Annotated in this window: 16 protein-coding genes; all 16 read left to right on the top strand. The window is 31.5% G+C overall.

The features are described 5' to 3' along the window. The first annotated feature begins 285 nt into the window (after positions 1–285). The 16 genes from SB679_RS14465 to SB679_RS14540 all read left to right on the top strand — a co-directional run bounded on the left by SB679_RS14465 (position 286) and on the right by SB679_RS14540 (position 22,587). Positions 286–1,761, top strand: coding sequence for a phage integrase SAM-like domain-containing protein (locus SB679_RS14465; RefSeq protein ID WP_410702996.1), 1,476 nt, complete (start codon positions 286–288; stop codon positions 1,759–1,761). A gap of 13 nt (positions 1,762–1,774) precedes the next feature. Beyond that, positions 1,775–2,773 (top strand): hypothetical protein, encoded by a 999-nt coding sequence (locus tag SB679_RS14470; protein WP_410702997.1) that lies wholly within the window; start codon positions 1,775–1,777, stop codon positions 2,771–2,773. A 92-nt stretch (positions 2,774–2,865) separates the two neighbouring features. Beyond that, on the top strand, positions 2,866–3,159 hold the full coding sequence (locus SB679_RS14475; protein ID WP_410702998.1) for a helix-turn-helix domain-containing protein: 294 nt from the start codon (positions 2,866–2,868) through the stop codon (positions 3,157–3,159). A 24-nt stretch (positions 3,160–3,183) separates the two neighbouring features. Next, positions 3,184–3,639, top strand: a complete 456-nt coding sequence (locus tag SB679_RS14480) for a hypothetical protein (RefSeq protein WP_410702999.1) — start codon at positions 3,184–3,186, stop codon at positions 3,637–3,639. 261 nt (positions 3,640–3,900) lie between these two features. Further along, on the top strand, positions 3,901–5,199 hold the full coding sequence (locus tag SB679_RS14485; RefSeq protein ID WP_410703000.1) for a BT4734/BF3469 family protein: 1,299 nt from the start codon (positions 3,901–3,903) through the stop codon (positions 5,197–5,199). Between the two features lie 114 nt (positions 5,200–5,313). Beyond that, a complete protein-coding gene (locus SB679_RS14490) occupies positions 5,314–6,084 on the top strand; it encodes a hypothetical protein (protein WP_410703001.1) in 771 nt (256 codons plus the stop codon). Further along, complete coding sequence (locus SB679_RS14495) at positions 6,059–9,112, top strand: restriction endonuclease subunit S (RefSeq protein WP_410703002.1); 3,054 nt, start codon at positions 6,059–6,061, stop codon at positions 9,110–9,112. The genes SB679_RS14490 and SB679_RS14495 overlap by 26 nt, the downstream gene beginning before the upstream one ends. 293 nt (positions 9,113–9,405) lie before the next feature. After that, positions 9,406–9,828, top strand: coding sequence for a hypothetical protein (locus SB679_RS14500; RefSeq protein WP_410703003.1), 423 nt, complete (start codon positions 9,406–9,408; stop codon positions 9,826–9,828). A gap of 12 nt (positions 9,829–9,840) precedes the next feature. Continuing rightward, positions 9,841–10,170: a hypothetical protein gene (locus SB679_RS14505; protein WP_410703004.1), complete on the top strand. Its 330-nt coding sequence runs from the start codon at positions 9,841–9,843 to the stop codon at positions 10,168–10,170. 162 nt (positions 10,171–10,332) lie between these two features. Then, positions 10,333–10,632 carry a hypothetical protein gene (locus SB679_RS14510; RefSeq protein ID WP_410703005.1) on the top strand — a complete coding sequence of 100 codons (300 nt, stop codon included), beginning with the start codon at positions 10,333–10,335 and terminating at the stop codon, positions 10,630–10,632. A 217-nt stretch (positions 10,633–10,849) separates the two neighbouring features. Then, positions 10,850–12,391, top strand: a complete 1,542-nt coding sequence (locus SB679_RS14515; RefSeq protein ID WP_410703006.1) for a T9SS type A sorting domain-containing protein — start codon at positions 10,850–10,852, stop codon at positions 12,389–12,391. Next, positions 12,388–16,515: a DUF5977 domain-containing protein gene (locus tag SB679_RS14520; RefSeq protein ID WP_410703007.1), complete on the top strand. Its 4,128-nt coding sequence runs from the start codon at positions 12,388–12,390 to the stop codon at positions 16,513–16,515. The genes SB679_RS14515 and SB679_RS14520 overlap by 4 nt, the downstream gene beginning before the upstream one ends. A gap of 6 nt (positions 16,516–16,521) precedes the next feature. After that, positions 16,522–20,094, top strand: coding sequence for a DUF6443 domain-containing protein (locus tag SB679_RS14525; protein ID WP_410703008.1), 3,573 nt, complete (start codon positions 16,522–16,524; stop codon positions 20,092–20,094). A 31-nt stretch (positions 20,095–20,125) separates the two neighbouring features. After that, positions 20,126–20,791 (top strand): hypothetical protein, encoded by a 666-nt coding sequence (locus SB679_RS14530; RefSeq protein ID WP_410703009.1) that lies wholly within the window; start codon positions 20,126–20,128, stop codon positions 20,789–20,791. Positions 20,792–20,980: 189 nt separating this feature from the next. Beyond that, positions 20,981–21,937, top strand: a complete 957-nt coding sequence (locus tag SB679_RS14535; protein WP_410703125.1) for an RHS repeat-associated core domain-containing protein — start codon at positions 20,981–20,983, stop codon at positions 21,935–21,937. Then, complete coding sequence (locus tag SB679_RS14540; protein ID WP_410703010.1) at positions 21,931–22,587, top strand: hypothetical protein; 657 nt, start codon at positions 21,931–21,933, stop codon at positions 22,585–22,587. The genes SB679_RS14535 and SB679_RS14540 overlap by 7 nt, the downstream gene beginning before the upstream one ends. Positions 22,588–22,682 lie beyond the last annotated feature (95 nt).

The following is a 22,682-nucleotide window of genomic DNA, read 5'->3' on the forward strand; positions in this document are numbered from 1 at the left end:
TAGATATGTCCAAAAATATATATATGGAATAGCTGTTGGAAGCAAAAAAAGCAACTTGCTGTAAATTAGCTAGTTGCCTTTATTTTTTTGTAGACCCACAGGTTATATCACCTATGAATTTTAATTAATAATGAATGATTTTTATTAATTATAAGTAATTGATATTCATTATAATATTGTTGATTGAGATTAATTGAAATTAACCAAAATTCAACATTTTCCTTGACCTGTACCTTGACCTTTGGTTTGGTTTTTGCTTATTTATGACGGACAATTACATTCAAAATGAAAGAAGAATTTAACAGTGAATTAGGTACAGTGCGATATTTTTTAAAAGATAGAAACTCCCTTGAAGCTACTTTGTTAAAAGGTAGTTATTTGTTTAAAAATTATAATATCGGTTTTAGTACAGGAATTAAAGTAATTCCCGTTAAAGAATGGAATAAAGATCAAAACACTGTAATTGCAGGGAAGAATAGAAGAGATTACAACGATAAATTAAATAAGTTTAAATTATCTGTAATCCAGTCTCACAAAAATTTTAATGAAACATATAATAGAATCCCCACCAAAGAGGAATTAAGAGGTATTGTTAATTCAGCAATCGAGGGAAGTGGCACAAAATCTATTAGAAAACAAAAGAAAAATTTTGAAGAAATTTATCAGGAGGTTTTAGAAATTATTGAAACCAGACAAAACAATGCTTTAGAAGCCATCAACAGGGGAGAATCTGTTAAAACCTTGCATAAAAGTTATGCTTCCTCTTATAAAGTTGCATACAGGGAATTAAGGGAATTTGCAAAGGAAAAAGGATTGATTTTAGACATTGATACATTTGATGAACAAATTTGTTTAAATTTTCAAAACTGGCTGATAAAAGTTAAAAAACTGAAACAGACTACTATTAAGACCAGAATTAAAAGAATCAGTTTAATTTTGAAAAGAGCCTTTGAAAAAGGATATACAGACAAACGAGCTTATTTATTAGATGAATTTAAAATAAAAGTTCCCCCTACTGTTTCCACAAGTTTAACAGAAAAAGAAATTACTTTATTATATGAGTTTGATTTTACCGAAAATAAAAGATTGGAAAGGGTAAGGGATTTATTTGTTTTAGCCTGTCATACTTCATTACGATTTAGTGATATTACAAGATTGCAAACAGATCATATCAGTATTGATGAAGAAAGAATCAATATGGTTTCTCAAAAAACAAGTACAAGCACCCACTACAAAAATTTGAGCTTTTCATTTCATGGCTATACCAAAGAAATTTTAGAAAAATACAGCTATGATATTCGACAGTTGGCAATATCCAATCAAAAAACCAATGAATATTTAAAAGAACTGTTAAAAGAAATTCCTTATTTTCAGGAAAAAGTTTTAAGAATTGAAATCTTATCTGGAAAAGGGATAAAATTTACTGATATTGATTTTATCAAAACAATAGACTTTCATACAAGCCGTAGAAGTTTCTGTACCAATCGTTATTGTGAGGGATGGGAATTATTAGAAATATGGGATTATACAGGACATTCCAACGAATCAACGTTTAAAACCTATTTCAGACCAACCGCAGAACATGAAAAGGTAAGACGTGATAATATCAAGAAAAGAAATGAAAAAATAAAAAATATTGATTTTAAAGAAAAAGAATTGGAGCAATTAAAAAATCAGATGCAGGAACTTTTAAAATATCATAAAAAGGGAGATTTGGTAGAAATGGGTAAAATAATTGAACTGAATCACAAAATTTCATAGTATTTTTGAGATTATGATACCTCCAGTTTTAAAAAATATCACTCACATTGATTTTATTGTTACCGATATTTTCCAATTAGATAAAATAATACAGGATTACGGAAAGATTATATATTATACTCCAGAAGTTGTATTTGGTATTCCAAATATTGATAAGGACTCATATTTGATAACGGATTTAGAAATGACAACAGAAAAAGGAGAAAATCTGTATATTATTCAAAGAGATCCAAACAGTATAGGAAAGTTGAAAAATCCTAAAACGGATTACGACTATAAAATAGCTGTTACAGACTATAATTTGTTTTCTGAAAAATTTGATTTAGAATCTTTACTATCATTTATAGACGAAATGAATGAGGAATACCATCCTGAATTTATTGAATCTTTAAAATTGGAGCTAGTTAATACAAAAACTGAAACTGCTTGTAAAATCATATATCAGGATTTGCTTTTACATATAGAAGAATCTAACAGTTTTTTGAAAAGCCATATATATTTTGGCAATGTCTTATCTCAGGAAGTTCAAAAAGCTGTTTGTTACTGGCTTTTAAAGTATAATGAATATCTATTATCTGATGTTCAGCTATATTTTAAAACCATTTTTCCCAATGATATTAAACCAATTGAGGAAAATGTAAGCAAAATCGTTACCAATAAAGCAGATAAACAAAAAGAAAAGCTACGAAACAGTAATGTGTATAGAATTACACTTCTTTTTGCAGACGGAACTATATCATTTGAGAAAATGACAGCTATGTACGGCAATAAACAATATGATACTATAAATGAATTAGCGGAAATTATTTCTCAGGATCATAATATTTCTACAACTTCTCTACAACCCTACCTCAATCAGACGATAAAAGAGGGGAATTCTGATAAAAATCTGTTTGACATTTCAAAATTAAAATATCTGCAACTCATTGCAGAAGATTTCCACTCACAGCAAAAACAATTATCACCTTTTTTCTCTGGCAAAATTGAAAAATTAACCTCAATTAATGAGTAAAATCAAATTATACTGATGTTATACCGTATAAGGTTTAGTATAGTATAGGGACATTATAATTTAGCACCATAATAAATAAACAAAGAAATATTATGGCAACTAAAGAACACTCAATTTTAATTCAGGCAAGCCCTGAATATTTATCCGAACTAATTGTTTCAGGAATCAGAGAAGAATTAAAAAGAATCCAGCTTCATTTTTCTGAAAAATCGCAAAATGACGAGCTTATGACTAAAAAACAGGTTTGCAATTTTCTGAATTGTTCCTCTGTAAGTCTGTGGAATTGGGAAAATAGAGGAATGCTTAACCCTGTAAGGCTTGGTAGAAGTATCAGGTACAAAAAAAGTGATGTTGAACAGTTTATCAATAGAAAAACTAACAAATAGATTCTAAAATTAAATATTCAGATCATGAAAAAATTCTTTCATTATACTACTGAGCTAAAATTACAAGAAATTATAGATAGTGGTGTTATCAAATTGGCAACAAAAAGTACATTTCACAAAAAAGAAAAACCTGTTGCTTGGGTTTCAATAAATCCTATTTGGGAAAATACTGCAACCAAAATGATTGTTAAGGATGGTGTAATTCAAAATATGACTTTTCAAGAGCAATTAGAACAACTTGGTTGTGCAAGGATTCAAGTTGAAGATGTGGGCTTCGAAGGATGGAGAAAATTGAAACATACGGCTAAAATGAATATGGATATTGCTTCTCGTATGGAGTTAGTTGGTGCTAAATGTGGAGCAAGCTCAGGAGAGTCGTTTGGTTCATTGTTTCCAATAAAGAAACAATATTGGATCAAAGCTGAAGTATTTCGAAATGGTGAATGGGTGCTTTATGAAAATTTTGAAAAGATGAATTAATTTCTAAGTTTTCATCATTCATCTAAATGTTAGATATATTTTTGACAGTTGTTGTTATCAGCGGGGCATAATTCTAAAAACTGTTCTCTTATCAATAATCTGTCAATTTAAAACAGATATCTAATTACAATTGGGCTCGGATCTTAAATAATGGCCCAAAAATCAACTGAAATTTTAAAGTAATAAAAATCCTCAAAAAGTATAGCAAACAAGCTGTATGAACTATCGCTACGCCCTTATTTTGAATGGTAATAAATAATTATGGAATATCAATATTTTAACAATACGCCCAGTACAATTATCAATCTTTGTAAAGCCATAATATGCAGGAATATTATTTACTCTGTAAAAGATTTAAAAGAATTTATAGACTTAGTAAAATCAGATAGTAAACCTGAGAATATAGCTATTAACAAACTTAGAACATTTAAGAGGGAAAGTCCTGAGTTTAAAAAAATAAAATTAAATCAAATCTCCTGTGCAATACTTCATTTTAATTATGCTAACAATAAAATGATAAGTGAAAACACTAAAAATCCCACAGGTTATTTATTTTTTGATATTGATAATAATACTTCAGAAATATTAAAACAGCAATTAGATAATAATCAATATGTAGCAGCCTATTGGAAAAGTGTCTCTAATACTGGATTTGGGTTAGTAGTTAGAGTTTCTGGAATTACTCCTTCTAATTATCTTGATGCTTGTAAGTATATTCGAAGAATATTAAAACTCCCAATAGATAAAAAAGCGCATTCAATAGATAGGTTGACAGTTCTTTCTTATGATCCAGATGCGGTATATAAACCTACATCTACTATAATTGACATTGATTCTCTAAATCTTGAAAATGCAATTTCCAATGAAAGTTCTAAAAATAAGGAAAAATCTAAACAGTCACTTTTCCGTAACACTATCAATAAAGATAAATCTTTATTAGGTATACACTGTGACGGAAAAATAACAATAAGATATGATAATCTTGACGAAGTGACTGAAAATATGGAGTTTCATTATAATAATGATGGCATTCATGATTGCGGAAAAAATAAAGTTGAGTACACAAATACCTATATGCCTAAAAATGTGAAAACAGGTAATCGGGAAAGAACATTAGGACTGTATGCTAAGAATTTATTATTTCTGAATCCTGATTTGACAAAAGAATTGTTATACAAAATAATATCAAATGCTAATATGAGAAATCTTTTAAATCCGTTAGACTATAAAGAAGTCCAAAGTATAGTAGCTAAAGCTTATGATAATCAGAGTGGGTTTAGGTCATATTCTAATAAAGATAAAAGATTTTTTTTTAAGGATATCACTCTTACTCCTGTTGAAAAAAGTATAAAATGCTTGGAAGTCTTAAATGAAGAAAAAAGACAAAAAACCCAGGAAAAGAAAAATATGATTTCAAAAATATTCTGCAATTGGAACTCTCATAAAGATGGCAAAATCACTCCTAAAAAAGTAATAGAGCTTGGAAATGGAATATTAAAAAAGACATTAGTATACAATTACTTTAAAAGCAATCCTAATGAAATTCCTGATTGTGATTGAATACTTTAACGTAAGCTAAATATTTTTTATTACAAAGTATGTGATAATATTATAACAGTTTTTCCTTTAATAAAAGGGAAAAAATGTAAATTGCAATGGTTTAAGATATTTTTAATGTTAGATAAAAGTAATTTCAAGAAGGTTTTAAGAGAACTGGGGTACAAGGAAGATGGTCTGCTTTTTCATAAGGACTTTCAAGAGATAGATGTATGTTTAAAAGTTGACTTTAAAAACGAAAAGTTTATATATCCTCTTGAAAAAGGATTTACAATTAGTGGTGCATTTACATCAACTTTTAATCAAAAGGAAAACTTTGTAGTATTTGAATGTGTTAACAGGCTTTTTGAAAAGGGATACAAGCCAGAACATATAGAGCTTGAGCCTAAGTGGATAGTAGGGCATGGAGCAAGTGGTGGGCGAGCTGATATTATGGTTAAAGATAATTCTGGAAAATCACAGCTAATAATTGAATGTAAGACTGCTGGGAGAGAATTTGATGATGAATGGAAAAAAACTTTAATCAATGGAGGACAATTATTTTCTTATGCCAAACAAGCAGGAAGCACTCAATTTATATCTCTTTATACTTCTGATTTCGTTGATGAAAGCCTGATCCATAATTATTATTTAATAACTTTAAAAGATAATCAGAAACTTCTATTAGAGCTACAGGATAAAGAAATACCACCTCTTACATACGAAAGTGCTAAATTATTAGATAAGGAAGATATTTATTTAGCGTGGAAAGATACTTATGCACAAGATTATTCAACAAAAGGTTTGTTTGAGACTGAGATAAGTGCATATAAAATAGGAAAACAAAAATATTCACTGAGTGACCTTGAAAAAATCAGTAGTAATGATATACAAGGAAAGTATCAATAATGTTTCTGGAAGAGAAAATGCATTTGATAAATTAGTTAATTTATTCCTTTGTAAAATCGTTGATGAGACAAATAATCCTAAAGAACTAAAGTTCTATTGGAAAGGAATCGCATATGATACACCTTTTGAATTAGTTGATAGATTACAAAAACTATATCAAGAAGGAATGCAAAAGTTTTTGGGAGAAGATGTTGTATACGTTAGTAATAATCAAATTGAAGATGCTTTTAGATTTTTCAAGAAAGACCCTGACGCCACTCATGAAACAATAAAGAAATTTTTTAAAGAATTAAAATTTTATAATAACAATGACTTTGGGTTTATAGATGTTCATAATGAGAAGTTATTTCATCAAAATACTAAAATTCTTATTTCCATAATTAAAATGCTTCAAGATATTAAGCTTAAAACAGAAGATGATGAACATCAATTTTTAGGTGATATGTTTGAAGGGTTTTTGGATCAAGGTATAAAGCAATCTGAAGGACAATTTTTCACTCCAATGCCTATCGTTAAGTTCATATTGAAGTCATTACCCATAAAACAAATTTTAGCTGAAAAAGATAATATTCCTAAAGTAATTGATTATGCTTGTGGGGCGGGGCATTTTTTAAATGAATATGCACAAGAAATAAAACCTATTGTTAAAGATATTAAAGATGCTAATATTACAAATTATTACAATTGTGTTACTGGTATTGAAAAAGAATATAGGCTTTCAAAAGTTGCAAAAGTTTCTGCATTTATGTATGGACAAGATGATATTAATATAATTTATTCGGATGCTTTAGCAACAATACCTATAATTAAAGATCAAGATTTTTCAATTTTAGTTGCAAATCCTCCATATAGTGTAAAGGGTTTTTTAGAAACTTTACCAGAATTAGATAGGAAAAGATATCAACTTATTGAAACGGTTGGAGATAAAAGTTACTCTAATAACAATAGTATTGAAGCTTTTTTTATTGAAAGAAGTAAACAATTACTAAAACCAGACGGTGTAGCGGGTATTATTGTACCTTCATCAATATTGACAAAAGGAAAAGCAAAAAGCACTTCAAAATCAACAAATGTATATGTTGCAACACGAGAAATCTTATTGAAGTATTTTGATATTATTGCTATTGCTGAATTCGGAGCAGGAACTTTTGGAAAGACTGGAACAAGTACGGTAACATTGTTTATAAGACGAAAAAAAGAAAACCCTGCACCAGCCGACCATTATAGAAACCGAGTTGAAAGTTGGTTTAAAGGTGATAAAACTAAAGATGGTCTTTTCGAAGACGAAGGTTTTATAAAAAAATATTGTAACCATTTAGAATATAATTTTGAAGATTATGAAAATCTTTTGGATGGTATTCTTAGTGAAGGTCTTTTAAATACGGATACTTTTAAACAATATGTCAAAGAGTTTGAGAAATGGTCTGAGATAAAAAATAGAAGACAACAAAAAACTTTTAAAGCCCTTTCAAAAGAAGAACAGAAAGATGAATTAGAAAAAAGATTCTTAATTTATGTACAAAATGTTGAAAAAGAGAAAATTTATTATTTCGTTTTGTCTAGTTTGAACCCTCAAAAAGTTTTAATCATAAAAAGCCCAAGTAAAAATACAGAAATTAAATCTTTTTTAGGATATGAATGGAGTAGTGCAAAAGGTAATGAGGGCATAAAATACTTAGGTAATGATATTATACAAATGGAGGATGAGGAAGATGGAAATATAGATTTGGAAGAAGACGATAAAAGAGTTCTGAATAATATCTTTAACTTAAATAATATTAATACTCCACTTTATGATCCAAAAAATAATTCCAATCCTAACAAAATTAATTATTTAATTGAGCAAAATTTCTTGGGAGAAATGGTTCATATTCCAGAGGGGTTGCAAAGTTTTATTTCTCAGTCAGATTTAGTAAACCTGATAGATTTTTCAAGGGCAGATTTTAATAAAGCTATCGGAACTACTCCAAGAAAAACAATCACAATTGAAACAAAATGGGAAACTAAGAAGATTGGAGACATAGAATCACTTACTGTTAAAAAAGGAACCTCAATTACACAAAATGATGTTACTGATGGTAATATTCCAGTTGTAGCTGGAGGATTAACTTTGGCGTATTTTCATAATAAATTTAATAGAGAAAAAAACACTATTACAATTAGTGCGTCGGGAGCTAATTCTGGATATGTGAATTATTGGAAAGAACCAATTTTTGCATCTGATTGTACAACAATTAATTCTGAAAACGATAATTTTATTTTTTATGTCTATAATTTATTGAAATGTATTCAGAATGAAATTTTTTCTCTTTCTCGTGGTGCTGCGCAACCTCATGTTTACCCTGATGATATCAAAGAAATAAAAATTCCCTTACCTCCAGAAAATATACAACTGCAAATAATAGAAGCATGTAAAGCAATTGATAAAGATTTAGAAAGATCTTTAGGAGTTATTGAGACAGAAAGGTTAAAAATTGAACAAGTATTTGTTGATGCTTCCTCAACAGCTGTTAAGAGTTATAAACTTGATGATAGTGATGTATTTGACATGATTATTGGAAAAAGAGTTTTAAAAAATGAAATTAATCATGAGAATAATGGAATTCCAGTTTACAGTGCTAATGTCTTCGAACCATTTGGGTATATAAATAAGGAATTATTAACTAATTTTAATTCTCAGTCTGTCCTTTGGGGTATTGATGGAGATTGGATGGTTCGGTGTATTGATGCCGAAATACCTTTTTATCCAACAGATCATTGCGGGGTTTTACGCTTAAAAACAGCTGAAATAACAGCTAAATATCTTGCGTGGGTGCTTGAAAAAGAGGGGGATAGAGTGAGGTTTTCAAGAGCTAATCGTGCTTCGTTGGATTCAATTAAAGGCTTATCAATTAAAGTTCCATCAATAGAGATTCAAAAGCAAGCAATTAAAAAGATTGAGAAAAGTGAAAAAAAAATTATAGAAGCTGAAGGTATAATTAATAAAATATCTAAACTTAAAGAAAATGCAATAAAGCAATTATTATAAAATAATTTAAGGAACAATTTTTGCTTTTTAAGCATAGATTACAAAAATTTATATCTTTGTAATTCAAATTTTATCGAAAAAAAGAAGCATAGCTTTTATTTTGTTAACAGGAATCTGGTAAATTTCAATAACACTACAAAATAAACAGTTTACGCTCATGCCATAGGCATGGGCTACTCTCGTTTATAGTGTTGGGCTTACCAGAGCCTCTGTTAATAGATGTAGAAGTAGTTCCATGCTTTCTGCATTTATAAACCTTTCACTTTTGGAACTGAGTGAGTAAATATTCACTTATGAAAAAACTATTATTCACAGTTTTTACAGCATTATCATTCATTAATTGTTCAAATAACGATGATGATAGCACACAAACAACAAACAATCAAGTAGCAACACAGTATTTTCACCCTCCAACATGGATTCAGGGAAAATGGCAAAAAGACGGAACAGCATTGTATAAATTTACTAATGATGATTTTTATACTATTGCAGGAAGTGTAGAAACAAGCTACAAATCCATTTTCGAACAGGGGGCAAGTTTAGGAGCTACTTCCAGTGTTCCAGAAAACATTTCTGAAACAGTCTATGAGTTTACAATAAAGTCAGGCTCTACGAATGCAGAATACAAATTTAAAAAGATCAGTTCTACAAAGATTGAGTGGGTAAATTATCCTTATGCTTCAACTGTCGGTGCATTTTATTTAACTAAACAATAAAACATTACAGTTATGGCAGTTCATCAAGTCAAACAATACAGGTATTATTTTATCAAACCTTATAAACCTGTTTCTGAAAGTGAATATCTCCAATTAAAAAGATCATTACCTCCACTTCTTGAAAATCCATCTACTGCAATTTTGAAGAAGTATTGGTGGTGTATATTGCTTATTCCTGTTTTTCCAATATTATTTATATTGGCTCTTACAGGTTTAGTAGATGAAATCATTAGCTATAGTGATTATATAAAGGATAAGAACAGATTTATACAAAGATATTTCCATTTAATTCATACTTCAAATAATTATGTTGATTTTGTTAGTGGATATAAAAAGTTATAATTATGAAAAGTATATTTTCAACTTTTTTTAATTCATTGGTCAACCCCCATTGAAGAAACTGTCCAGACAGTTGTAGGGATGTATAGGAAGACGGGATACGGAAATAAACGAGACAAACACCGCCCAACCTATTAATAATAAATTCAAAATATATCACATAATATGAAAAATCACAAAATCCATTTAAAGCAAAACGATAACCAGTTTCCAACTGACAAAGAAATCAGAATGTCACTCCAAAAGTTAGGGTTAAAAGATGTTGTTTTCTCAATATTAAAAACTGTTGAATTTGCTGAATTGTCTGAAAAAAATTTAAAAACAGTCATTACAAGCAAACCTCAAAATCCTTTAGAAGAATTATTAAAAAAAGAGTTATTAAATCTTCCTCTATCAAAACTGAATATTGACAGTTTGTTTGACACAAACCCCTTTAAACAAGATAACTGTCACTCTTTTAAATAAGGTTTTCCAACTTTTTATAAAATAATTGCATCTATAGATTTGTTGCGTCATGTTCTGTCGCATTGCTAAGATATATTTGCAATATGTAAAAATCAAAGTTTATGAAAAACACTAGCATGTGATAAAGTTCATGTTAAATCTCATTAATGGGATCTTAAAAACTATTAATAAATGTTAAATTTGTAAAAATTATTAATAATAAATTATAAACACAAGTATGAAAAAACTCTACATGAGTGCATTTACTATGTGCACAATTTTGGGCTTTGCTCAGGAATTGGTTTGGCAAAAGGACATTAAATCCAGTACTCAGGATTTTCTAAGCCAGGTAACCACCACTATTGACGGACAATACCTGATTACAGGAAGCTCGATTCAAAGCAGTAAGCTTCAGGCTGGAAATAATAAGCAGAATAATGGTTATGACTTTCATTTGGTTAAACTGAACCAGCAGGGCGACCAGGTTTGGGAAAAATACTTCGCTGGAAATAACCACGATTTTCTTTCAGCTACAATTGCTACACAAGATGGTGGATTTGCTCTGGCAGGAACCTCATATTCAGATAAAAGTCTGGATAAAAAAGACAATTCTAAGGGTGGAAGTGACATCTGGTTGATTCGTATCAATGAATTTGGAGATGAGCTTTGGCAAAAAACTATTGGATCAAGTTCCGATGAAGAAGCAAGATCAGTGATCCAAACTACCGATTTAGGATTCTTTGTTGCAGGAAATGTACAGAACTCAGAAAAAGGATATGGATCTAAAGATGTTCTGATTATCAAACTCGACAAAAACGGAAAAGAACTCTCCCAATTAATTTTAGGCTCTAAAGCGCTTGATGAGATTGAAAAAATAATTCCAACCCGAGATGGAGGGGCATTGCTTGGTATATACTCACGAGGGGCTATTGGAGGTTCAAAAAAGACAGAAAACTTTGGAGAAGGAGACTACTGGATTATCAAACTTTCGAAGGACGGCAAAGTTGAATGGGAGAAAAACTTTGGAGGGAAAGGGGATGATCACTTGAGAACACTAGCTTTAACTTCATCAGGCTACTTAATCGGTGGAGAATCCAGATCCGAAAGATCAGGCAATAAAACCGTAGGTATTGAAGAAGGAACTGATTTGTGGCTGATCTCACTCAATGAAAAAGGAGAAGAGATCTGGCAGAAATCTTACAACTTCAAAAACAGAGATGTTTTGATGGGAATGAGCGTTGTGCACTCAGCAGATGATAAAACATCTAAAGGGTTCCTTTTAGGAGGATACACACAAGCCGAGGGAAGAGTTGAAGCAGATGATGAGAAGTTTTGGATGCTTTATCTCGATCAAAATGGAACTGAACAATGGAGAAAGCACGTCAAAGGTGAGTCTTCTAAAAAAGAAGAAAGATTGTCTGATCTCAAACTCAACAGAGACGGCTCCATTGTACTGGCAGGAACGAGCGCAGAAGAACTTGGAAAAGAAAACTGGAAGATTGTAAAGCTTGGAGACAGCCAGATTGACAAGCTTATTGAAAAACAAGAGATCAAAATCTACCCGAATCCGGTAACCGATTATGCCTATGTAGAAACCGGCTTTGAATTTAAAAATGCTGAGATCACTTTATACGATATGGGTGGAAGACAGCTCCAAACACTACACACCAAAAACAAAATTACCAAAATCAATACCCAGAATTTGATTCAGGGAGCTTATCTGGTGGTGGTGAAAACGGATACGAATAAAACAGCAAATGCTAAAATAATTAAGAAATGAGAAAAAAAATAATATTATTATTCAGTTTAATTACACTGTCAATTTATAGTCAAACACCCTCTAATAGCTTAATCCAAAATTCCGTAAATAGTACTGCCCCGAAATCTCCAGATGCAGCAGCTTTATTCAGATATAACGAAACACCCGTTTCCTTATATACAGGAGTGCCAAATATTGAGATTCCAATTTATACGATTAAGGAAGGAGATATAGAAGTTCCTATATCTATTTCGTATCATGCTGGAGGAATTAAAGTGACAGATGAAGCCTCTTCAGTAGGACTAGGATGGTCACTAAATGCTGGAGGGAGAGTCTCCCATATGATGGCAGGAGTTAATGATTTTAGTTTATATGGATATTATAATATTTATCCAAAAACTGTATATCCACAATATGGTGGTATATCAGGATGTCCACAACTTCCATGGAATACAGCTACATACAATGGAGCTTTTTATACTGATTGGTTTATGAAAATAGACAATTCTTCACAATCACCATCAACAATATATGAGGGGTATGATTTTCAGCCGGATCTTTTTTTAATAAATCTCCCTCATAAAAATTATAAGGCCTACTTAGATATGGCTAAAACAACAAAACCAAATGGAGCCATTAAATTTTTGATTTCAGGACAAGAAAACATCAATTTCAAATTGATTGGAACTCCGGGGCCTGGAGGAAATTATAATTTTCAAGTCACTGATGACAATGGTATAAATTATTATTTTGACCAGGGAGAGATAACAACTCGTGAAACGGGTTGGAATACAATATCTGGGCTTTCAAGAATACTTTCTAAAATTGAGGATGTTAAAGGAAATAAAGTCACTTTTTACAACTCAAATAGCATACGAAATGCAAGGCTAGCAGGTTGTAAAAACACAAGGACTGATTTCTTATACCTCCCAGGGAATGATAATAACTTGGCATATGAGAAACAGAACGGAGTAACAGATTGCAGTAAACAACTAACAGACGAAAGTTATTTGGAGAAAATAGAATTTACCAATGGAAAAGTAGAGTTTAATTGGACAGAAAGAGAAGACATTTATAATTCTAAGAAATTGTCTTCTATTAAAATTTATAACAATTACAAACTTCTTAAACAATATGATTTTAATTACGGATATTTTGTTGCGACTGATAATTTAGATACAAGTCAATTAGCCACGTGGCTAGGTGCTCCCAACAATAATATATTTACTCATCGATTAAAACTAGTTAGTGTCATAGAATCCGTAACCAATGAAAACTACTCTTTTGAATATAATACTGCATATAATTTACCTAACAAATTAAGTTATTCATCTGATTTTTGGGGTTATTACAATGGACAGAATAATAGTGATACATTTATCCCCAATCCTGAAAAATATATAAAAGGAGAAACCGTCTATAATGTTACATCTTTTAAAAAGGATGATACAAATTACTGGTATGAAGAATCTTTTGCATCACCAACATTTGATCCAATTAATGGAGGAAGTCAAATTTATAAAAACTTCTCTCCTGATGGTAAACATTATCTTTCGGACAGAAGAACTTCTCTATATTCTTTGGCTGGAATGTTAACAGCTATTAACTATCCTACAGGTGGTAAAACACAATTTGAATATGAGCCAAATACATTTTCTAATTTTCCTATGCAGTCATTGATTAATGACAATACAAACAAAGAAGCAGGAGCAAGTCATACCATTAACAATATCAACGGTAATATTTTACATACAGATAATCCAACGGAATTTAGTGTTGTAGGTAGTAATATTAGGATAAATATTTTTTCCCATTTTAGTTTTAATTATTTACCTTCTGTAGGAAATGATGTAAAGAATTCTTTTTGGACCTATATAAAAAACAAATCAACAGGAGAAATTGTAAAAAAAGTATACAATCCTAATGTTGGATCTTATCAAACATCCCTTGTTGTTGATAGCGTTATTTTACAGACAGGCACTTATGAAATAGGAATGTCATATAATAATGATTTTACCATTGCAAATATACAAATTTTAGGAAGTAGCAATGCTATTGATAATACTTGTAAAGTAAAGTATGTTAATGAAAAAAGCATTATCAATGGAATTGAATATAATTACAGCTCTGGTGCAGGTGTCAGAATTAAAAATATAAAGACAACTGAGAGAACAGGATCAATCCCAATTACAAAGAACTACATCTATGAGGAGGTTTCAGATAGTGGTACAAAAATTACTTCTAACGGAAATTTAGCTGAATTCCCCAAATTTTTTGAAATTGAAAATAGATGTTTCGATCTGGATCGAACGTCCAATTATACATCTGTTTATTCAAATCCAGGATGTTTTATGGATCTTGGTCCTTATAAAACTCCGTTCAAAATGTCTATTTATGAAGGTGTTCCAAACAAAGGGTCTTCGACTCTTCCACAGGGCAATAATATAGGTTATTCAAAAGTCACAGAACAAATTACAGGTAAAGGAAAAACAGAAAATTACTTTAAAAGTGACTATAATCAATCATGTTTATTGATGGGTGCAAAGGGAGAATCTTTACTTATAGGTGATGGTGATATGATAAAACAGAGCAGTTATAATAAGGATGATATATTAATTAAGGAAGTTTTATATAATTATAAACAAAATTATCAAGATGGTTTGAATACTTATTCATTATCTGGAACAATTTTAGAACCTGTAAGTAATTTTGACAAAGGAATCGGAAAAAGAATTAGTTATCCTGATAATGGTATTGTGTATAACTCATATGCAGGACTTTTATTTAATTATTCAATTAATTTGTGGAAATCTTTATTAGAATCAACAACAACAAAGGAATATTTTCAGACAGGATCTGGCAATTTTGTAGAAACAAAATCCTTCACAACCTATAATAATAAATATCAGCCTAGTATACAAAAAACAACGTACCCAGACACATCAATAAGTGAAACGACTTATAATTATGCTCAGGAAAAAGGGAATCAACTATTGCTCAGTAAAAATATGGTTGGTATTCCGTTGGAAACTATTGTAACACAAACCAATAATGGAGTTACTAAAACATTGTCGAAAACGGAAACGGTTTATCCAACTTCATTGCCAGATGCACAAATAGGTAATTTTATACTGCCAAAATCTATAAAAACGTATGACCTTTCAAACAGCTCTTCTGCTTTCACAGAAGTAACATTGGATAAATATGATGTAAAAGGAAATCTTATTCAATATACAGCAAAAGACGGAACACCTATGTCTATTATTTGGGGATATAATTCCAGATTACCTATAGCAAAAATTGAAGGTGCACTGTATGATAATATTGCTATGTATGTCAATGATATTATGGCTGCTTCTAATACTGATGCTCTAAATCCTACTAATGAGCAAGCTTTATTAAATGCCGAAGATAATCTGAGAAAAAATACTAATTTGGCAAATTATCAGATTACCACTTATACACATGACCCATTAATTGGTGTAACAAGTGTAACACCCCCTTCAGGTATGAAAGAATATTATAAATATGATACAACCAATAGATTAGAGAAAATTGTAGATATTAATAATAAGATAATTAAAGAATTTAAATATAGATATGCCACTAGCTCTTCAGTAGCTTTTTCTAATGAGGAAAAAAGTGGAATTTTTACAAGAAATAATTGTACCGGAAATGCTGTAGGAGGGACTTACAATTACATTGTACCTGCAGGAACATACTTTTCTGATGTGAGCAAATTAGCAGCAGATCAAAAAGCTTTAGATGATATTAATAGTAATGGTCAAAATATAGCTAATCAAAATGGATCTTGTGCATCAGTTGTTTCTTGTAGTTTTACATTCTCTTCTATAAATCCTCAGTATAGTTATAATTCAACAACTACAGTAAATAACAATGTCAGTTTTTATGTTTCATTTTCTCCTTATGGAATCTGGCAAAGTTGGACAAATGGTATAACCATTGGAAAAGTGGGTGCAAGTTGTACACCATCTGTTAATCGGGAGATAACATATAATGAAGGGGGCCGTCAGTGGAAAGTTTTTATAGATACATCTGGAAATTGTACTCTCACACTTCTTTCAGGAACTGTAGATGGATCATCTTCCAGCCCATTAAATTTTATGTTCCAATATCAAAAATAACACACTATGAAAAAGATAATACTCCCAATTAGTGCTTTACTTGTCACGAGTTTAGCCCAAGCCCAATTAACCCCTACAGAAAATTACATCTATACAAAGACTTATCTATCCGATCCGACACTTCCCACACCCAAAACCTCCGAAACTGTCCAGTATGTTGACGGATTGGGAAGGCCCAAGCAGGTGGTCAATATCAAAGCTTCCCCATTAGGAAGGGATGTTGTATCTCACATTGAATATGACCAGTTTGGAAGGCAGATCAAAGATTATCTTCCCGTTCCTCAAGGCGGGACCATGAACGGTGCTATTGTTCCCACACCATTGGCCAATGCCACCCAACCCGATTTGTACGGATCAGAAAAGATCTATGCCGAAAAGACCCTTGAAAACTCTCCATTGGACAGAATCCTGGAGCAGAGACAGGTAGGTAATGCCTGGAGTGATAAACCCGTGAAATTTAATTATGATGCCAATGTTTCAGGAGAAGTGATCAAATATACGGCTCCTACCGCCTGGGAGAATGGTGCCACAAAATCCGGAATCAGCTATAACGGTACCTATGGAACAGGACAATTATATAAAAATTCGGTGAAAGATGAAGATGGCAATGAAACCATAGAATTCAAAAACGGAAAAGGACAGACTTTGCTGGTAAGAAAAGTCTTAAATGTCACTGAAAATGCCGATACCTATTATGTCTATAATGAATATGACCAACTGGCATGGGTTGTTCCGCCGCTTCTTGCCAAGATGCAGACCTGGGGACTGGCAGAACAGAATGCCTTGGCCTATGAATACCGTTACGATGGAAGAGGAAGACTGGTAGAAAAGAAGCTTCCCGGCAAAGGCTGGGAATATATGGTGTATGACAAAGCAGACAGATTGATTATGTCACAGGATGCGAATCTTGGGGCAACAAGTAAATGGATTATCAACAAATATGATAAATTTGGAAGACTAATCTATACAGGAATTATTGCCGGAGGTGACAGAGCAAGCATGCAGTCTCAGGCAGGAAATCTGGTCATCACAGAAGAAAGAAGCAGCACAGGATTTACAAGAAATGGAATGCAAATTTATTACAATAATGGATATTTTATAGACATAGAAACTGTTTTAAGTGTCAATTATTATGACACCTATCCTTCCTACAGTTTTAATCCTCCATTTCCTGCAGACATTCAGGGAGCAGCTCTGCTCACAGAGGTTCCTTCCAATGATGGCAGAAGCACCAAAGGGCTTCCGGTGATGAGTTTGGTGAAAAACATTGAAGACGATAATTGGACCAAAAGCTACACCTATTACGATACCAAAGGAAGAGTGGTAGGAGGACATTCCATCAATCATTTGGGAGGTTATACCAAAACAGAATCTCAACTGGATTTTGCAGGTGTTCCATTGAAATCCGTTACCAAGCACAAAAGACTTGATACTGATACAGAAAAGGTCATTACAGAAAATTTTGAATATGATCCGCAGAACAGACTGCTTGTCCATAAACATCAGGTAGATAATAATCCCGAAGAAATTCTGGCCCAGAATACCTACAATGAATTGTCTCAGCTCAAGATTAAAAAGGTGGGCGGGACAGTGCCTACTTCAGCCCTCCAAACCATAGATTACGAATACAACATTCGAGGCTGGATGACGCAGATTAACAATCCTGAAGATTTAGGAACTGATCTGTTCGGTTATAAGATCAATTACAATCAGGTAGAAGGTCTTGAAACACCCAATTCAGATTTCCTTGATTTAAAAGTAAAACCAAGATATAACGGTAATATTGCGGAAGTATCCTGGAAAACCTTAACTCAGGAAAATGAACCTTTAAAAAGATATGGATATTCATATGATAGTTTAAATAGGCTTTCCGCTGGCTTTTATCAAAAAACTGGAAATGAAACAGCAAAAGAATATTTTGAAAAACTTGATTATGATCTCAACGGTAATATTAAAAGATTACAACGATCAGAAGGATTGCTATCTGGCAGTACAACTGCAATAGCTATTGATAACCTTAGATATGATTATACTGGAAATAAGCTGACCAAAATTACAGATGAACAGCAGAATCCATCCGGTTATCCTTATTTGGTAACCCCTAATGCCATCGGATATGATAATGACAATGGTGAAGGAAATGGTAATATGATCAGTAATTTAGACAAAGGAATTTCATCTATTCAATATAATTATTTAAATTTACCCAAGCAGGTTATCCAGAACTCTACAGTGACAAATATCACTTACAGGGCAGATGGAGTAAAAGTAAAAAAGCTCTTTGGAGATTTGGAAACCGATTACCTGGATGGCTTTCAATATAAATCTACAAAACCGTCAGAATCAGGTACTGGTGGAGGCTGGGTAATTGATGATCCAAATGAAGTTGCTGTAATGAAATTAAAAATTATTCCAACAGCAGAAGGGTATTATGATAGCTCTAATAATCAATATGTTTACAATTTTACCGATCACTTGGGAAATATAAGACTAAGTTATACAGATACCAATAAGGACGGAATAATACAACCCAGGCAGTACCATGTTCAGCAATGTGAAGGTACCTGGAATCCTCCATTTGAAGTCCCGATGTGTATCGATTACTGGAAACCTGGTGAAATTGTAGAAGTCAATAATTATTATCCTTTTGGATTACTGCATAATTATACAATGACAACACAGAATGCTTATCAGTACAAGTACAATGGAAAAGAATTACAGGAGACGGGGATGTATGATTATGGAGCGAGGTTTTATATGCCGGATATTGGAAGATGGGGTGTGATAGATCCACTAGCGGAGAAAATGACGAGACACAGTCCGTATAATTATGCGTTCAATAACCCGGTTAGATTTATTGATCCGGATGGAAGAGAAGGGACGGGGTGGATACATCAAGTTATAGGTGATCAACATAATTTAATATATGATGCTAATATTAATACAACACAAGAAGCCATGGATGCAAATTATGCAAACGTATATGGTGTAGCTGAAACAGGTCAAATTACCGACGAAACGAATGGCAAAGTAACATATAATTTAAATGCAGACGGAACTTATACAGATGCAAATGGTAATACCTCATATGGAGCTACAACAACAGCAGGAGGAATGTATGTAAAAGGACAAGGTGCCTTTGATCTTACTAGATATCTATCCCATTTAGGAAATGAGGGTGGTGATTTTTATTCTAATCTTGGTGGTGCCGCTCCTATTGAAGCTTATAGCAATCCGTTCTTTAGAGGAGATATAGATAAAATTGTTAGTGTTGATGGGTATTTTGGAGGCATTAATAATGGTTTGAGTAGAGGAGATAAAGGACCTCCATCTTTATTCAATTTCATGGTGGATACAGTGTCATTGCTTGATTTAGCTGTTTCTAAATTATCTGGAAATAATAATCAAGATACATTATTTATGAAAGCGACATTTGTTGGTAATGGAAAAGATTTTTTGAGAGATACTATGTTTGCTGAACCTTGGAGAAAAAACGAAACTTATGAACAAGCCTATAATAGGCAGGTTAAAAAATATGATTCTGTTAAAACTAACTCTAAGACATTTATAAGTCGCTAAAACAGTTTAAATTATAAAAAAAATAACTTTTATGAAAAAGAGATATATTTGTACTGTTTTATTTTTTACATTATTTTTTTGTTGTAAAAAGCAATCGGAAGAAAAATCAATAATAAATTATCAAGATTTTTTTTCGAGAATTACAGACATTAGTAAGCTCAAGAAAGCTGAAAGAATTATGTTAAATGATTCAACTTACAGAATTAAAGGAAATATAGACTCCTATCAAGTGACTGGATATTTAACTGAAAACAATGAAAAGATAGATTGGTGGAAAATAACTGAATCAAACAGTAATAAAGAATCAGTGATAATTGAGTATAGATTAGTTGATAACAAAGAATTTGCAAATCAATATAAGATTTTTAATAATTCAAAATTGGATATTTATAAAAGCAAATATTATACTTTAACCTCCAAAAACAGTAATATTTTCTATTCTTTTTATGTGCCAAAAAATGTGGATGTTATTAGAACAGAAGGTACGTTTTTATACTCTGTTTACGATATTAAAAAAAATAAAGAAATGATTAATAGCAAATGCGAATGTATAAATTCTGACAATCAATTTCGATGTACATTTTCAATTCCTAATAAAAATAATATTGTAATCTCTGGAGTTTTTTGGGAATTATCTCAAATTAAAGATGGGAAAATGGGAGGAAGCGAAATATATGTGAGGGACACATTAAAATAGTTACCCTCGCTCCCACGATTGTATCGTGTGGTGAAGTAATAATGACAAACCACTGCTCAATAGCAGTGGTTTTGTATATGAAGAACTATTATTTATTTTGAAAACAATAAGTATATTTACCAGTATCAAGATCATTTAGGAAATGTAAGGATAAGTTTCGCAAGAGATACTGGTACAGGAGGTATTGAAATAACAGATGCTAATGATTACTATCCATTTGGAATGAGCCATTTAAAGACAGGAAATGCGTATTTTAGTGCTGGTAAATACCAGAATTATAAATACAACGGTAAGGAACTTCAGGAAACAGGATTTTATGATTATGGAGCGAGGATGTATATGAGTGATGTTATCATCTGGGGAGCTCATGATCCATTGGCGGAAAAATCAAGAAGATTTTCACCTTATGCGTATGCATTCAATAATCCTATTAATTTTATTGATCCTGATGGAAGGGAAGGAACGGATTGGATCAGAAAAGATGGAAAGTGGCAATATGACGCTAATGTCACAACAGTAGAACAAGCACAAAAAATGTCAAATATAGACGGCTTTGCTAAGAATGGAACAGTTCTTTCGGATGCAAAAATTGGATCTAATGGAGAATCTGGTTATGTAAGGTTAAGTGAAGGAGGAAAAGCGAGCTATGAACCTACGTACGGAGCAACAAATGCCCTTGAAAGTGCTATGCCTATGTCGTTAGGAGGAACTTGGACAACTTGGACTCATGAGACATTCCCAATTCTTATAGGAGGGGTAAATGAAACAGACCCTGAAACTATGAAAAAAACTTTGCATGGAGATAAGCTCGAAAGTAACGATATGCTTCAAACTATATTTATGTTTTATGGTAGAAATACAAAGCTTAACGGTGGTACTACGGGGTTTCAAGAAGCTCTTATCCAGTTTGGTCTTGATGTGGAAGGTATTGGAAATCCTTTTAATTTCAAGAGTAATGATAGTACTGCTTTAGTGGAGCAAATCTCAGATTCTCCATTTTTTTACTCAAGAGATACAATAAAAAAAGTTCCTACTCAAACGAAAACCAATGATAGTATTATGTTTAATAATGCTGTTAAAAATGTTAATGATCAAAAGTTAAAAAACTATTATAATAGAATAAATTTTCTCGGCAAAAAATGGTAGTAAAAAATAATAAAAGAACAGCGAAAAATTTTTTTTTGCTTTTAATTATCTTTTTATTTTTTTCATGTAAAAAAAATGATAAAAATTTTAGTAAACAAGTCAATATTCAGGATATTACTAATGAAGATAATTATGCAATTAGTAGTAAAAAAGAAAATGATTCAATAATTCTAATTAGTGGTGAGAGTAATCAATATACTTTGCAAGGCTATAAGAATGTTAAAAATAATGAAAAAATAGGATGGTGGAAAGTTAAGGATAAAACTAACGATTTTTTGTATGAGATTGAGTTTTTGTCAGTAAATATGGAAAAAGAAAATCAGATTAAATTTTATGAAGAAGGTAAATTGATAAATCGATTTAGTCAATATTATGATGTTATTTATAAGAATAATGGATATGAATTTAAATTTTATTTTCCAAAGTATAAAGATGAAAAAACCAGAGTGGAATTTAATTATATGACAAAAAATAATAATACTATTGAAGATAAAAGGATTGATTGTAAAACCGAAAATGGTTATTACATATGTTTTATTCCTGGGGAAAAAAAAGAAAAATCAATTGCAGGGGTTGCAACATTTTTTTCCGAAAGTGAAAATAAAAAAGAAACAACTTTTTCATCTGTAAGTATGTTTGTTAATAATTAAAGTTCCCCCGCTCTGCGAAGTTTGTAACTTCGTAGCAGATAATAAAAAACCACCGCTTCGCAAAGTCTGTGACTTTGAGCTGATAAAAATAAACC

It is taken from the genome of Chryseobacterium sp. SIMBA_029, from assembly GCF_046535275.1.
GTDB lineage: Bacteria > Bacteroidota > Bacteroidia > Flavobacteriales > Weeksellaceae > Chryseobacterium.